Origin of the sequence: Flexivirga alba (genome assembly GCF_042661025.1) — a bacterium.
Lineage (GTDB): Bacteria > Actinomycetota > Actinomycetes > Actinomycetales > Dermatophilaceae > Flexivirga > Flexivirga alba.
The window spans coordinates 2,630,460-2,644,461 of sequence record NZ_JBHSWH010000001.1; the positions used below are offsets into that span (position 1 = coordinate 2,630,460).

At 68.3% G+C, this 14,002-nt stretch carries 11 protein-coding genes and 1 pseudogene; 11 read left to right on the forward strand and 1 reads right to left on the reverse strand.

Features of this window, described 5'->3' with window-relative positions; translation table 11 throughout:
* Positions 1-158: 158 nt before the first annotated feature.
* The 10 genes and pseudogenes from rsmH (at position 159) to murC (ending at position 12,021) form a co-directional block, all read left to right on the forward strand.
* Positions 159-1,163 carry a 16S rRNA (cytosine(1402)-N(4))-methyltransferase RsmH gene (gene rsmH, locus ACFQDH_RS12935; protein WP_382404859.1) on the forward strand — a complete coding sequence of 335 codons (1,005 nt, stop codon included), beginning with the start codon at positions 159-161 and terminating at the stop codon, positions 1,161-1,163.
* A complete protein-coding gene (gene ftsL, locus ACFQDH_RS12940) occupies positions 1,163-1,849 on the forward strand; it encodes a cell division protein FtsL (RefSeq protein WP_382401904.1) in 687 nt (228 codons plus the stop codon). Before rsmH ends, ftsL begins: the two co-directional genes overlap by 1 nt.
* Positions 1,850-1,870: 21 nt before the next feature.
* A complete protein-coding gene (locus tag ACFQDH_RS12945; RefSeq protein ID WP_382401906.1) occupies positions 1,871-3,901 on the forward strand; it encodes a peptidoglycan D,D-transpeptidase FtsI family protein in 2,031 nt (676 codons plus the stop codon).
* A gap of 7 nt (positions 3,902-3,908) precedes the next feature.
* Positions 3,909-4,967, forward strand: a pseudogene (locus ACFQDH_RS12950) (UDP-N-acetylmuramoyl-tripeptide--D-alanyl-D-alanine ligase); the annotation flags it as partial.
* A gap of 77 nt (positions 4,968-5,044) precedes the next feature.
* Positions 5,045-5,317, forward strand: coding sequence for a glutamate ligase domain-containing protein (locus tag ACFQDH_RS12955; RefSeq protein WP_382404861.1), 273 nt, complete (start codon positions 5,045-5,047; stop codon positions 5,315-5,317).
* Positions 5,318-5,371: 54 nt separating this feature from the next.
* The gene (gene mraY, locus ACFQDH_RS12960; RefSeq protein ID WP_382401908.1) at positions 5,372-6,451 is read left to right on the forward strand and encodes a phospho-N-acetylmuramoyl-pentapeptide-transferase; all 1,080 of its coding nucleotides are present in this window, start codon (positions 5,372-5,374) and stop codon (positions 6,449-6,451) included.
* Between the two features lie 151 nt (positions 6,452-6,602).
* Positions 6,603-7,997, forward strand: a complete 1,395-nt coding sequence (murD, locus tag ACFQDH_RS12965; protein ID WP_382401910.1) for a UDP-N-acetylmuramoyl-L-alanine--D-glutamate ligase — start codon at positions 6,603-6,605, stop codon at positions 7,995-7,997.
* Positions 7,994-9,235, forward strand: coding sequence for a putative lipid II flippase FtsW (ftsW, locus tag ACFQDH_RS12970; RefSeq protein WP_382401912.1), 1,242 nt, complete (start codon positions 7,994-7,996; stop codon positions 9,233-9,235). The genes murD and ftsW overlap by 4 nt, the downstream gene beginning before the upstream one ends.
* A 22-nt stretch (positions 9,236-9,257) precedes the next feature.
* Positions 9,258-10,370 (forward strand): UDP-N-acetylglucosamine--N-acetylmuramyl-(pentapeptide) pyrophosphoryl-undecaprenol N-acetylglucosamine transferase, encoded by a 1,113-nt coding sequence (locus ACFQDH_RS12975; protein WP_382401914.1) that lies wholly within the window; start codon positions 9,258-9,260, stop codon positions 10,368-10,370.
* A gap of 205 nt (positions 10,371-10,575) precedes the next feature.
* Positions 10,576-12,021, forward strand: coding sequence for a UDP-N-acetylmuramate--L-alanine ligase (gene murC, locus ACFQDH_RS12980; protein WP_382401915.1), 1,446 nt, complete (start codon positions 10,576-10,578; stop codon positions 12,019-12,021).
* Here murC and ACFQDH_RS12985 read toward each other — a convergent pair.
* Complete coding sequence (locus ACFQDH_RS12985; protein ID WP_382401916.1) at positions 11,978-12,331, reverse strand: MauE/DoxX family redox-associated membrane protein; 354 nt, start codon at positions 12,329-12,331, stop codon at positions 11,978-11,980. The genes murC and ACFQDH_RS12985 overlap by 44 nt on opposite strands.
* 329 nt (positions 12,332-12,660) lie before the next feature.
* Here ACFQDH_RS12985 and ftsZ point away from each other — a divergent pair, with 329 nt between their 5' ends.
* Positions 12,661-13,989, forward strand: coding sequence for a cell division protein FtsZ (ftsZ, locus tag ACFQDH_RS12990; protein WP_382401917.1), 1,329 nt, complete (start codon positions 12,661-12,663; stop codon positions 13,987-13,989).
* Positions 13,990-14,002: the final 13 nt, after the last annotated feature.

Sequence of the window (14,002 nt, forward strand, 5' to 3'; positions counted from 1 at the left end):
ATCCGCTTCTCGGGCGACTGATTCCGGCGCACCTTCCCCGGTGCCGGACTCACCGACCGAACGTTCGAGCGGCTGGGGACCAAGGCTCAGAAACGACCGACAGGGATCACCGACAACACAGGATCACCGCACACACGATGACGATCGCGCAGAGGGAGATGGGTGTGACCGCACGAGGCGCAGCCGACCGGCATACGCCGGTGCTCGCCGCCCGGATCACCGATCTGCTCGCGCCGGCCCTGGATCACCCCGGCGCCGTCTTCCTCGACGGCACGCTCGGCATGGGCGGTCACACCGAGGCGATCCTGACCGCGTGCCCGCAGACAACGGTCTACGGGGTCGACCGCGACACCGATGCACTGCATATGGCGGGGGAGCGTCTAGCGTCATACGGCGACCGCTTCCGGCCGGTGCATTCGGTGTATGACGAGGCCGTCGACGCGCTCGCCGAACTCGGCGTGACGGCGATTGACGGTGCACTCTTCGACCTGGGCGTCTCCTCCCTGCAGCTGGACGAGACCGACCGCGGCTTCGCCTACAGCGTCGACGCGCCGCTGGACATGCGGATGGACCAGACCACCGGCCAGACCGCCGCCGACGTCCTCAACAGTTACCCCGCGGCCGACCTCGAACGCATCCTGCGGGTGTATGGCGAAGAGCGTTTCGCCCGCAAGATCGCCGGGGCGATCGTGCGTGAGCGGGACAAGGAACCCTTCACCGACTCCGCGCGGCTCGTGGAGTTGCTGCGCCGGGTCATCCCGGCAGCGTCCCAGCGAACCAGCGGCCACCCGGGCAAGCGCACCTTCCAAGCGCTGCGCATCGAGGTCAACGCCGAACTCGCCTCCTGGGAGGCGGCGTTGCCGGCCGCGGTCGACGCACTCGCGGTGGGTGGTCGGATCGCCGTTTTGTCGTACCACTCGCTGGAGGACCGGATCACCAAGCGCGCGCTGACGGCCGGTGCCACGAGCACAGCGCCACCGGACCTGCCGGTCGAGCTGCCGGAGCACGCGCCATACCTGAAGCTGCTCACCCGAGGCGGGGAGCAGCCCAGTGCCGAGGAAATAGCTGACAACCCGCGCGCGGCGTCCGCACGGTTGCGCGCCGCCGAACGTATTCTCCCCACAAACCGTGGGGTCCGATCAAGGACGAAGGGACTCCGTTGATGAGCCAGCTGACGCTCCCACGGCCCGCCGCAAGGGCCACCCGAACGGCACAGCCTGCCCGCCGTACAACGCCGAGCACGCCGCGACTTCGGGTCGTCGAGACCCAGGATGCCGCCGAGCACACTGGCGTCGGGTTCGTCGTCCTGTGCGTGCTCCTGCTGGTCGGCGGCCTCATCTCGCTGCTGCTGCTCAACACCAATCGGGCTCAGTCGTCCTTCGCGATCGAGAAGCTCCAGGCGAAGTCGGCGACCCTCACCGACGAGCAGCAACAGCTCGCCAGCGACATCGATGCGCAGTCCGCGCCGCAGCAACTGGCGCTGCGGGCGCAGAAGATGGGGCTGGAGCCGGCGAGCACGGTCCGCTACGTACGCAAGGCAGATGGCACCGTACTCGGCGTGGCGAAACGGTCCGGTAAGGACTCCGCGATTACGGTGGGCACGCTGCCATCGACACCCGCTTCGCGGGCTGCGGGCGCGGCAGTCAGCGCGGCCTCTTCGGGCCTGCTGGTGACCAAGCCCCAGACCTTGAAGGTGGAGAAGGCGAAGCCAGAAACGGCCACCAAATCCACACCGCCCGCCAAAAACGCGAAGAAGCCCGCCACGTCCAACTCCGCCAAGAAGAACCCCGACAGGTCGGGCAAGACCACCAAGACGGGTAAGACCAAAACCGCAGCAAAGCCCAAGTAGCCGATCATCGCGAGGTAGACAGTGACCACGTCCCGACGCCCCGGAGCGCGTTCCGTGCGCTCCAGCGGCTCGGCTCGGGCATCCGGCGCCAAGGCTTCCGGTGCAGCCCCCGGCAAGGGGAGCACCCCGAAGAAACGCGCGGCAGCGGGCCGCACGACCCGTGCTCGTGCCGAGCAACACAGTCCGCACAGCCGCCACGAGTCGCCGCGTGTCCATCGGGCAGCAGGGACGCCGCCGGCCGCGCCCCGCCGTCCGGTCGCACTCGGCGTCGGTCACCCGCGGCGGCGGGCTCGCTTCCTGCTGGTCGCGACGCTGATCGTCTTCAGCCTCTTCACGGCACAACTGCTGCGCATCCAGGGTCTGGACGCGAAGAGTGTCTCCGCGCAGGCGCTCGACTCACGACTGCACCGCACCGTGCTGCCCGCGCTGCGCGGCTCGATCGTCGACTCCAATGGCGTCGTGCTCGCCTCGAGCGTCGACCGCTACAACGTCGTCGATGACGCGACGGCGACGGTGACCTACCGCAAGGTCGTCGGCGGGCAGGTGGTCACGGTCGGCCTGGCCGGTGCTGCCATCGACATCGCCGACGCCATCGGCGTGGAGCCCAAGCCGATCCTGGACGCGATGCAGGCCGCGCTGAAGAAGAAGTCGCAGTTCACCTACCTCTCCAAGAACGTCACGCCGCGCCAGTGGACCCGGATCGCCGATCTCGGCATACCCGGCGTATCCAGCGAGACCAGCACCCAGCGTGACTACCCGCAGGGCACCTCGGTCGCGCCACTGATCGGTTGGGTCGACGGCAGCGGTCAGGGTGGCGGTGGCGTCGAGCAGATGAAGCAGAAGGTGCTCAACGGCACTCCCGGTCAGCACGTCTATGAGCAGTCGCCCAACGGCGTCGTCATCGCGACCGGCGACAACCAGGACACTCCGGCGCAGAACGGCCAGAACGTCAAGCTGACCATCGACAACGACTTGCAGTGGTACTCCCAGAACGCCATTGCCGAGGCCGTCAAGTCGTCCGGTTCGCTGTCCGGCGAGGTCGTCATCATGGATACCCAGCAGAACCTCAAGGCCGTCGCGAGCTATCCGAGCTTCGACAACAACAACGTCGGTTCCGCGACGTCCAGCGAGCTGCAGTCCGCGCCGTTCAACCAGGCCTACGAGCCGGGTTCGACCAGCAAGGTGATCACCATGGCGGCGCTGCTGGACCAGCACAAGGCGACACCGACCACGCATGTGGTCGTGCCGCCGACCCTGACTCGCGCCGGCACGACGTTCCATGACGCGGAGAAGCACGGCACCGAGCAGCTCACGTTGTCCGGTGTGCTGTCGCAGTCCTCCAACATCGGCACGATGCTCGCCGGCAGCAAGCTGCCCAAGGGCACGCTCTACGACTACATGCGCGCGTTCGGCCTCGGCCAGACCTCCGGCGTCGGCTACCCCGGCGAGTCCTCGGGCGTGCTGGCGCCATACAAGGACTGGAGCGCGACCCAGCGCTTCACGGTGATGTTCGGCCAGGGGCTGGCGAGCACCGCGATCCAGGAGGCGTCGGTGTTCGCGACGGTCGCCAACGGCGGCGTCAAGGAGCCGGTCAAGCTGATCAAGGGCATCGGCAGCGGCACCGATTACACCGCCCCCGATGACACCCGCAAGGCGACGCGAGTCATCCCGACCTCGGTGGCGACCACGTTGACCAAGATGATGGAGGGCGTGATCTCCACGACCGGCACCGCGAAGGCGGCCGGGGTCAACGGTTACTCCATCGCCGGCAAGACCGGCACCGCGGACCGCTACGACCCCAAGCTGGGCCGTTACAACGGCGTGACGGCATCGTTCATCGGTTTCGCGCCGGCGAACAATCCCCGTTACATCGTCGCCGTGACACTGCAGCACCCGACCAGGGGCAGCCTGTTCGGTGGCGACGTCGCCGGGCCGGTCTTCTCCAAAGTGATGGGTTACGCACTGCAGCACGGTGGCGTTCCGCCGACCGGCAAGCAGGCCGCGCCATACCCGCTCACCTTCACCGACACCGCGAGCAGTCGCAAGCCCTGAGACGACCATGATCGCGTTCACACTCGAAAACATCGCCACAGTCACCGGGGGCACGCTGCACGGTGACGACCGGCTGGTCGACGGACCTGTCGTCACCGACTCACGGGAGGCCGCACCCGGCAGCCTGTATGTCGCCCGCGTCGGGGAGCAGGCCGACGGTCACGATTTCGCTCCGTCGGCGGTTGCGGCCGGCGCAGTGGGAGTCCTCGGATCCCGAGCACTGCCAGGCATTTCCACGGTTGTCGTGGCCGACGTGCAGCAGGCATTTGCCGACCTGGCTCGCGCCGTGGTCGACAAGGCGCCACGACTGCGGATCGTCGGCATCACGGGCAGCTCCGGCAAGACGTCCACCAAGGACCTGCTGGCTCAGGTGCTCGCGCCGGTGGGGGAGACCGTCGCACCGGTCGGCTCCTACAACTCCGAGGTGGGCGTGCCGCTGACGGTCTGTCGGGTGACCGCCGAGACGCGATTCCTGGTCGCCGAGCTGGGCGCCACGAACATCGGCAACATCACCTACCTGACCCGGATCGCGCCACCCTCGATCGGCATCGTGCTCAACGTCGGCACCGCCCACGTCGGTGAGTTCGGCTCGGTCGAGGCGATCGCGCAGACCAAGGGCGAGCTCGTCGAGGCGCTGCCGACCTCCGGGCTGGCCGTGCTCAACGCAGACGATCCGCGTGTCGCTGCGATGACCGGTCGCAGTGTCGCCCGGGTGGTCACCGTCGGCCGCGGCGACGACGCGCAGGTCCGCGCGGTCGACGTCGTCGTGGACGACCAAGACCGCCCTTCCTTCACCATCACCGGGCTCGACGGCGTCGACTTCCTGCCCGTACAACTCGGGCTGCACGGTGAGCACCAGATCGGCAACGCCCTGGCGGTCGCCGTCGCGGCCCGGGAGCTCGGCGTCCCGCCCGAGCAGATCGCCGCCGGTCTCGCAGGCGCACGGCCGGTCAGCCGGTGGCGGATGGAAGTGCACCAGCTGGACCGGGGCGTGACCCTGGTCAACGACGCCTACAACGCCAACCCCGATTCGATGTATGCCGCCTTGGCGGCGCTGCAGCGGATGGGTCAGGGGCGCCGCACGATCGCGGTGTTGGGGGAGATGCGCGAGCTGGGGAGCTCAGCGCCCAGGCGCACCGCGACGTGGGTGCGACCGCCGCGAAGCTCGACATCGGGGTCGTCGTCGCCGTCGGTGCCGGCGCGGAGCCGATCGCGGCCGCTGCACAGGCGGCCGGCGCCCACGTCCAGCGGGCCACCGATGTGGAGGAGGCACACCGGATGGTGCTGCAACTCCTGGCTCCGGGAGACGTCATACTTTTCAAGTCCAGTCGGGATTCCGGGCTCCGTTACCTCGGAGATCGGATCACTGTCGAACAAGGTGGGTCTTTGTCTGAGGATGGATCGACGCATGCGTAGGCCAGCAGCGGCGTCGAAGACGACGATCCCCGCCATACGTCGGGGGCCTCGCGCGTGAAACTCGTCCTCATCGGAGCGCTCGTGGCGCTCATCGTCGGTCTGGTCGGGACCCGCGCCTTCATCGACTTCGTGATCCGCAAGGGTTACGGCCAGTTCGTCCGCGACGACGGCCCGACCAGTCACCACACCAAGCGCGGCACCCCGACGATGGGCGGTGCCGTGATCATCGCGGGCACGGTCCTGGGTTACGGCCTGGCGCACCTGATCACCTGGGACGCCCCGACCGCGTCCGGTCTGCTCGTCGTCTTCCTGATGGTCGGCCTCGGTCTGGTCGGTTTCCTCGACGACTGGATCAAGATCTCCCGGCAGCGCTCGCTCGGGCTTCGGTCGGCGGAGAAGCTGATCGGTCAGACCCTGGTCGCCGTGCTCTTCGCCGTGCTGGCCACCAAATTCTCCCGTGGCGGCATCACCCCGGCGAGCTACCACATCTCGTTCGTGCGCGACACGTGGTTCAACCTCGCCGCCGGCGGCTCAGTCATTGGCGTCATCCTCTTCGTGATCTGGGCCAACGTGATGATCGCCGGCACCAGCAACGGCGTGAACCTCACCGATGGCCTCGACGGACTGGCCACCGGCGCCTGCGTGATGGTGTTCGGCGCCTACACCCTGATCAGCGTCTGGCAGTTCAACCAGAACTGCCAGTTCGTCACCTCCTCCAAGTGCTACAACGTGCGCGACCCGCTCGACCTCGCCGTCGTCGCCGCCTGTGTCATGGGCGCCTGCTTCGGGTTCCTGTGGTGGAACGCCTCGCCGGCAAAGATCTTCATGGGCGACACCGGCTCACTCGCCCTCGGCGGCGCGCTCGCCGGCCTGGCGATCACCACCCGCACCGAGTTGCTGGTCGTCATCATCGGTGGGCTCTTCGTCATCGAGACCCTCTCGGTCATCCTGCAGGTCGGGTCGTTCAAGTTGCGGCACAAGCGGATCTTCCGGATCGCGCCGGTCCATCACCACTTCGAGATGCTCGGCTGGAACGAAGTCACCGTGACCATCCGCTTCTGGATCATCTGTGGGCTGTGCGTCGCCGGTGGCCTCGGTCTGTTCTATGCCGAGTGGGTCGTCGGCGGTGTCTAGCAGCGCCGACCGAGGCGAGGATCGCAGCGAGGAACGAGCGAGGACCGGAGCCGAGGAAAGGGGCGCGCATGGGCTCGGCGCCTCTTCCTATGAACCTGGGGGGCGGCGCGGGCTGACCCATCGGGATGCCGACTGGGCCGGCCTGCGGGTCGTGGTGGTCGGTCTCGGGCTGTCCGGCTTCGCCGCGGCGGACGCGCTCATGCAACGCGATGCCGTCGTCACCGTGGTCAGCCGGGACCGTAGCGAGACGATCGACAAGCGGGCGCAGATCCTCGAAGTGCTCGGTGTGACAGTGCTTTTCGGCGACGAAGTGCCGGCAGCTCCACCGGAGGACACCCAGCTGGTCGTGACCTCGCCGGGGGTGCCACCGCACAACGCGTTCCTTGTCGCCGCCGACGCCGCCGGGATCCCGGTCTGGGGTGAGGTCGAGCTGGCCTGGCGGATGCGTCCCGCCGACGGAGCTGCGCCGTGGCTGACGATCACCGGCACCAACGGCAAGACCACCGCGGTGACCATGCTGGAGTCGATCCTGCAGGCAGCCGGGATCCGCGCCGTTGCTGCGGGCAATGTCGGCACCCCGATCCTGGAGGCGGTGCTGCACCCGGAGCCGTTCGAGGTGCTCGCGGTCGAGCTGTCCAGCTTCCAGCTCCATTGGTCGAGAAGCCTCTCGCCATACGCCTCGTGCTTGCTGAATGTCGCACCCGACCACCTCGACTGGCACGGTTCGTATGACGAATACCGCCGCACCAAGGGCCGGATCTTCGAGCAGACCCAGGTGGCCGCGGTCTACAACGTGCAGGACCCGACCACCGAGCAACTGCTGATGGACGCCGACGTCGTGGAGGGTTGTCGCGCCATCGGATTCACCACCGGCACCCCGGCGATCTCGATGGTCGGAGTCGTCGACGACGTGCTTGCCGACCGGGCGTTCGTCGACGACCGACGCAGCAGCGCCGCCGAGCTCGCCACCATCGACGACCTGACCATCGACGGTGTCCCGCCGGCGCCGCACTACCTCGCTGACGCGCTGGCGGCGGCCGCACTGGCGCGTGCCTACGGCGTCCCACCGGCCGGAGTGCAGGCCGGGTTGCGCGCCTACCGCCCGCAGCCGCACCGCGTGCAGAGCGTCGGCCGGGTCGGCGACGTCGTCTACATCGACGACTCCAAGGCCACCAACACCGATGCCGCGATGGCCTCGGTCACGGCATACGAACACATCGTGTGGATCGCCGGCGGCCTGCTCAAGGGCGCCGACGTCGACGAGTTGGTGCGGGCGGCCGCGCCACGGCTGCGGGCAGCGGTGCTGCTGGGTCGCGACCGGGAGCAGCTCGCGCAGGCGTTGCGACGACACGCGCCGGATGTCCCGGTCGTCGACATCGCCAGCACCGAGACTGGGGCCATGGCCACGGTAGTCCGCGCTGCGCAGTCGCACGCCCGCCCCGGTGACGTGGTGCTGCTGGCGCCCGCTGCCGCTTCGATGGACATGTTCGACAACTACGGCGCCCGTGGCGATGCCTTCGCCGCGGCGGTGCAGGGTCTGCAATGAGTTCGACCAGCTCGACCGATTCCCCGTTCGACCTCTCCCGCTTCCAGCCCAAGGCGCTGATGAAGCGACTCGAGTCGCCGGTCGCCCCTTATTACCTGCTGCTCGGCTCCACCGGCATGTTGCTGCTCTTCGGCCTGGTGATGGTCCTGTCGGCGTCGAGCGTCACGTCATACGCGGCGAGTGGTTCGTCATACACCGTCTTCAAGAACCAAGCGATGTTTGCCGCCATCGGTGTCGTCGTCGCGGTGATCGCCAGCCGGGTGCCGGTGCGGGTCTGGAAGTGGCTGGCACTGCCGGCGTTCTTCGGTGCCGTCCTGCTGCAGATGGCGGTCTTCTCGCCGATCGGCCGCACCGTGCAGGGCAACCGCAACTGGATCGGCGTCGGCGGGTTCAGCGTGCAGCCGTCCGAGGCCGGCAAGATCGCGATCATCCTGGTGGCGGCGATGGTCCTGACCCGCAAGCGCAAGGTCCTCGCCGAGTGGCGGCATGTGGTCATCCCACTCTTCCCGATGGCGGCGTTGTTGCTCGGGTTGGTGCTGCTCGGTCACGACCTCGGCACCACCATGGTGCTCGCGTCGATCGTCGGCGCGGTGCTCTTCGTCGCCGGTGTCCGGTTGCGACTCTTCGTCTTCATCGGTGCGTTCGTCGCGGCGGTCGTCGGCGCGTTCGTGGCGACCAACAGCAACCGCACCGGCCGGCTGGACGCGTGGCTCGGCACCTGCATCAACGCCAGCACCCAGGGCTGCTACCAGAAGGTCCACGGCCTCTACGCGATGGCCGACGGCGGCTGGTGGGGCGTCGGCCTCGGCGCGAGCCGGGAGAAGTGGTCCTGGCTGCCCGAGGCGCACAACGACTTCATCTTCGCGATCATCGGTGAGGAGCTCGGCCTGCCGGGCACCCTCGCGGTCGTCGCCCTGTATGTCGCACTCGGTTACGCCTGCTACCGGTTGATCGTGACCAGCAAGGACTTCTTCGTCCGGCTGGCAACCGCGGGCGTCATGGCCTGGATCCTCGTCCAGGCGATGATCAACATCGGCTCGGTGACCGGCCTTCTGCCGATCATCGGCGTGCCGCTGCCGTTGGTGTCTTCCGGTGGATCGGCGCTGGTGACAACGCTTCTCGCGCTCGGCATCTTGATCTCGTTCGCTCGCAACGAGCCGACCTGCAAGTCGGCTCTCGCGGCCCGGCCCAACGCCGTCAAGCGCACGCTGGCAGTGCTGCCGCTGGGCCGTCGCTAGTCGCGCCGGGCACAATACGTCCATGACCGCATCCGCACCTCCGCTGACGTCTGTCCTGCTGGCCGGTGGTGGCACCGCCGGCCACGTCTCGCCACTGCTGGCGACCGCGGACGCGTTGCGTCGTCGCTACCCGGACGTGCTCATCACGGTCCTCGGTTCGTATGGCGGACTGGAAGAGACGCTGGTCCCCGAGCGTGGCTACGAGCTGCACCTGATCGACAAGGCAGCCTTCCCCCGGCGGCCCAATGCCGACGCAGCGCGCTTCCCGATGAAGTTCCTGGGCGCGCGCAAGGCCGCCGCCGACATCGCCGATGAGGTGGGTGCCGAGGTCGTCGTCGGGTTCGGCGGCTACGTCAGCCCGCCGGCGTTCCTGGCCGCTCGCAAGCTTGGCCTGCCGATCGTGGTGCACGACGGCAACGCCCTCGCCGGCCTGGCGACCAAGCTCGGCTCGCGCTTCAGCACGCATGTCGCGACGGCGTTCTCGGTCACCAAGCTGCCGGGCGCCCAGGTGATCGGGATGCCGCTGCGCCGCGAGATCACCACCTTGGACCGCCACTCGCTTCGCCCGAAGGCACTGGACACCTTCGGCCTGCGCGGCGACCGGCCGACATTGCTGGTCACCGGCGGCTCCAGCGGTGCAGTGCGTGTCAACGAGCCGGTCGCCGCTGCGGCTGCCGCGTTCCGGGAGGCCGGAGTGCAGGTGCTGCACGTCACCGGCAAGGGCAAAGAGGTCCGCGTGCCTGCTGCCGGCCCGAACGATCCGCCATACGTCGTGCTCCCGTATGCCGACCGGATGGACCTTGCCTATGCCGCCGCCGACCTGGTCGTGACCCGGTCCGGCGGCAACATGGTGTGCGAGACCTCGACGATCGGTCTGCCGGCGGTGTTCGTGCCGCTCCCGGTCGGCAACGGCGAGCAGCGACTCAACGCCGCCGACGTGGTCGCCGCGGGCGGCGCGCTGCTGGTCGACAACGACGACTTCACCGTCGATTACCTGCAGCGACAGGTGATTCCGCTGGTCCAGGACACTGAGCGGCTGGCCCAGATGTCCGCTGCCGCCCGCGCCCAGGGCCACGGCGACGCCGACGAGAAACTGGTCGACATGATCGAGCAAGCCGCCCGCGATGCCGGATGACGGTGTTTCCCGCCATTGACGGCCGAAACAGCGATTGACGGTGCAGCTGAGGCGTCAATGGCCGTTTCGAGCGTCAACCAAGGTGGTTGAGTAGGGCGAGGCGGTGCATTGAGTAGCCGTGAGGGACGAGCGGCGTATCGAAATGTACGAGCCCGTATCGAAACCCCGCACCCACCAACAAGATTCGACATGAGGAAGCCTCACGATGACGGAGAACGAACCCGACGGAACGAACCACCGTTTCGACTTCTCGGCACCGCTCCCGGCGCTCGCCGACATACGATCGGCGCACCTGCTCGCAATAGGCGGGTCGGGTATGTCGGGCGTGGCGCGCCTCTTCCTGGCAGCCGGCGTGCAGGTGTCCGGCTCTGACCGCAACGACAGTCCAGTGCTGGACGAGTTGCGTGCAGCGGGTGCTGACGTGCGCGTCGGCCAGACCGCCGAAGGTGGTGCACTGGTCCCGGATGACGCCATCGTCGTCGTGTCGTCGGCCATCGCGGTGGACAACCCGGAGCTGGCAGCGGTTCGCGCGCGCGGCTTGCGGGTGCTGCACCGCGCGCAGGCACTCGGCGTGCTGATGGCCGGTCGGGCGGCCCTCGCGGTCGCCGGAGCCAACGGCAAGACGACGACCAGCGCCATGGCTGTCGTCGCGCTGCGACATGTGGGCGCCGACCCGTCCTTCGCGATGGGCGCTCCGATCGCCGGCATCGGTGCCAACTCCGGTGTCGGACAAGGGGATTCGTTCGTCGTCGAAGCCGACGAAAGCGACGGATCATTCGTCGTCTACCACCCACAGGTCGCCATCGTGACCAGCGTGCGCGACGACCACCTGGACTTCTACGGCACGTCCGAACGTCTCCAGCAGGCGTATGCCGACTTCGCCGACACCATCCGCGACGGCGGACTGCTCGTTGCCTGCGCCGACGATCCGGGTGCAGCCGCCCTGGCCGCACGGCACCGGGAGCTGGGCCGACGCGTCCTCACCTACGGCCGGACCGCCGACGCCGACCTGCGGTTGGTCGACGAGTCCGGGACCGGATTCGACTGGAGCGCAACGCTTCTCCCGGCATCGGGTGGGAGCCTGCCGCTGCGCCTGAAGGTGCCGGGCGCGCACAACCTGCAGAACGCGGCGGGCGTTGCGCTCGCGATGAGCGAGGGGTTCGGCATACCACTGGAGCAGGCGGTCGCGGGACTAGATCAGTTCACCGGTTCGGCTCGCCGTCTCGAGCCACGCGGTGCAGCCGGGGGAGTGCGGGTCATCGACGACTACGCGCACAACCCCGACAAGCTCGACGCGGCCGTCCGCGCCGGCCTCGGGCTGCGGGACGGCGGCCGGCTGATCGTGGCCTTCCAGCCGCACCTCTACTCGCGTACCCAGCACGCCGCGGCCGGTCTCGCGGCTGCGCTATCAATGGCCGACGTCGCCGTGGTGCTGGACGTCTACCCGGCCCGGGAGGCGCCGGTGCCGGGTGTGACCGGTGCTCTGGTCGCCGACGAGATCACCGGTGCAGAGGTCGTCTACGCACCGTCGCTCGACGAAGCTCTGCAGGCCGTGCTCGACCGGGTCCGGCCGGGCGACCTGGTCATCACGGCCGGCGCCGGCGACGTCACCACGCTCGGCCCGCGACTCCTGGCCGCCCTGCCAGACTGACGCCTGAGTCTGTCGACGGCTGACCAGGACGACGGGTGACCACGCCGAGGAAACCGACGAAGAGCGCCAGGATCCCGACGCTGGGGATCAACTGCCACGGACTCGGCGGGAGGAGGGCGCCCAGGCCCAGCAGCAACTCGATCCAGGGAAAGGCGCGGGCGAAACGCTGGTCCTGCGAAGTCCAGTTGGGCAATCCGAATTGTGAGAACGTCACCTGGAACGATTTCGCGGTCCCGAACTTCAGCACTCCACTCGTGACGAGCACAGCCCCCGCGAGCCAGGTGAGTACTGCGCCGATCCAGTCGATCATCGTCCGCTCCCCAGTGTGTTCACGCGTCGAATCCTTATGAGCGAGCGCGAATTCGCCGCGGACGCCGGAGGAGAGGGCTGGCGCGACCATGGGTGCGCCTCACCGTCAAGTACAGGTCGATACTCGCCGCTCGTGCAGGATGACGCGTACCATTCCGCAGATGCTGCTTGCGTGAGACGCCGGTCGACTCTGCACGGTGTGTCGATTAGGGCAGCGCCGCCATCAACGTCATCATCATGGTGACTGTGTGGCAGCCGCGTTCCGGCGTGGAGTTCGCAGTCGGCATACTTGCTTGCTTACATCGTCTAACGCTGGAAAGGCCGTTCCTCGTGGCAACTCCGCAGAACTACTTGGCCGTCATCAAGGTCGTCGGCATCGGCGGCGGTGGCGTCAACGCAATCAATCGGATGATCGAGGTCGGTCTGAAGGGCGTGGAGTTCATCGCCATAAACACCGACGCGCAGGCCCTCCTGATGTGTGACGCTGACGTCAAGCTTGAGGTCGGCCGCGAGCTGACTCGCGGTCTCGGCGCCGGCGCCGACCCGGGGGTCGGGGCGAAGGCCGCCGAGGATCATGCCGAGGACATCGAAGAAGTGCTCAAGGGCGCCGACATGGTCTTCGTCACCGCCGGCGAGGGCGGCGGCACGGGCACCGGTGGTGCACCGGTCGTGGCCAAGATCGCCAAGAGCCTCGGCGCGCTGACCATCGGTGTGGTCACCCGTCCGTTCACCTTCGAGGGTCGCCGCCGCGCCAACCAGGCAGACCTGGGCATCAACGCGCTGCGCGAAGAGGTCGACACCCTCATCGTGATTCCCAACGACCGCCTGCTGTCGATAAGCGACCGCAACGTCTCGATGCTCGACGCCTTCCACAGCGCTGACCAGGTTTTGCTGTCCGGTGTCCAGGGCATCACCGACCTGATCACGACCCCGGGTCTGATCAACCTCGACTTCGCCGACGTCAAGTCGGTCATGCAGGGCGCGGGCTCTGCACTCATGGGCATCGGTTCGGCCCGGGGCGAGGACCGTGCGGTGCAGGCCGCCGAGTTCGCGATCTCCTCGCCGCTGCTCGAGGCCAGCATCGACGGTGCGCAAGGCGTGCTGTTGTCGGTCCAGGGTGGCAGTGACCTCGGCCTCTTCGAGATCAACGAAGCGGCCCGCCTGGTGCAGGAGGCCGCGCACCCCGAAGCCAACATCATCTTCGGCGCGGTCATCGACGACGCACTCGGCGACGAGGTGCGCGTCACCGTCATCGCCGCCGGTTTCGAAGGCGGCACCCCGAACAAGCGCACCGACGATCGTGCGCTTGGCCAGATCCAGGGTGCTCCGGTGCCCGCGCGCCGCGAGCAGCCGCAGCAGCAGGCTCCGGCCGCGCAGCAGCAGGGCGGCCAGCAAGCCGGTGGCCAGCAGCAGAACGCCGGTCAGCAGCAGGGCGGCCACCAGGGCGCACCCCAGGGTGGACAGCAGGCGAGTCAGCCCCAGCAGGGTGGTCAGCAGACGAGTCCGCCGCAGCAAGGTGGCCAGCAGGGCGAGGGTGAGCAGGCGCAGCCGCCGGCCAACCCGGGCACCGTGAAGCAGACCCCGAGCAACCGTCCGCCCCGCGAGGTCAGCTTCGATGACGGCCAGGACGACCTCGACGTCCCCGACTTCCTGAAGTGAGTTTCACTCGCCG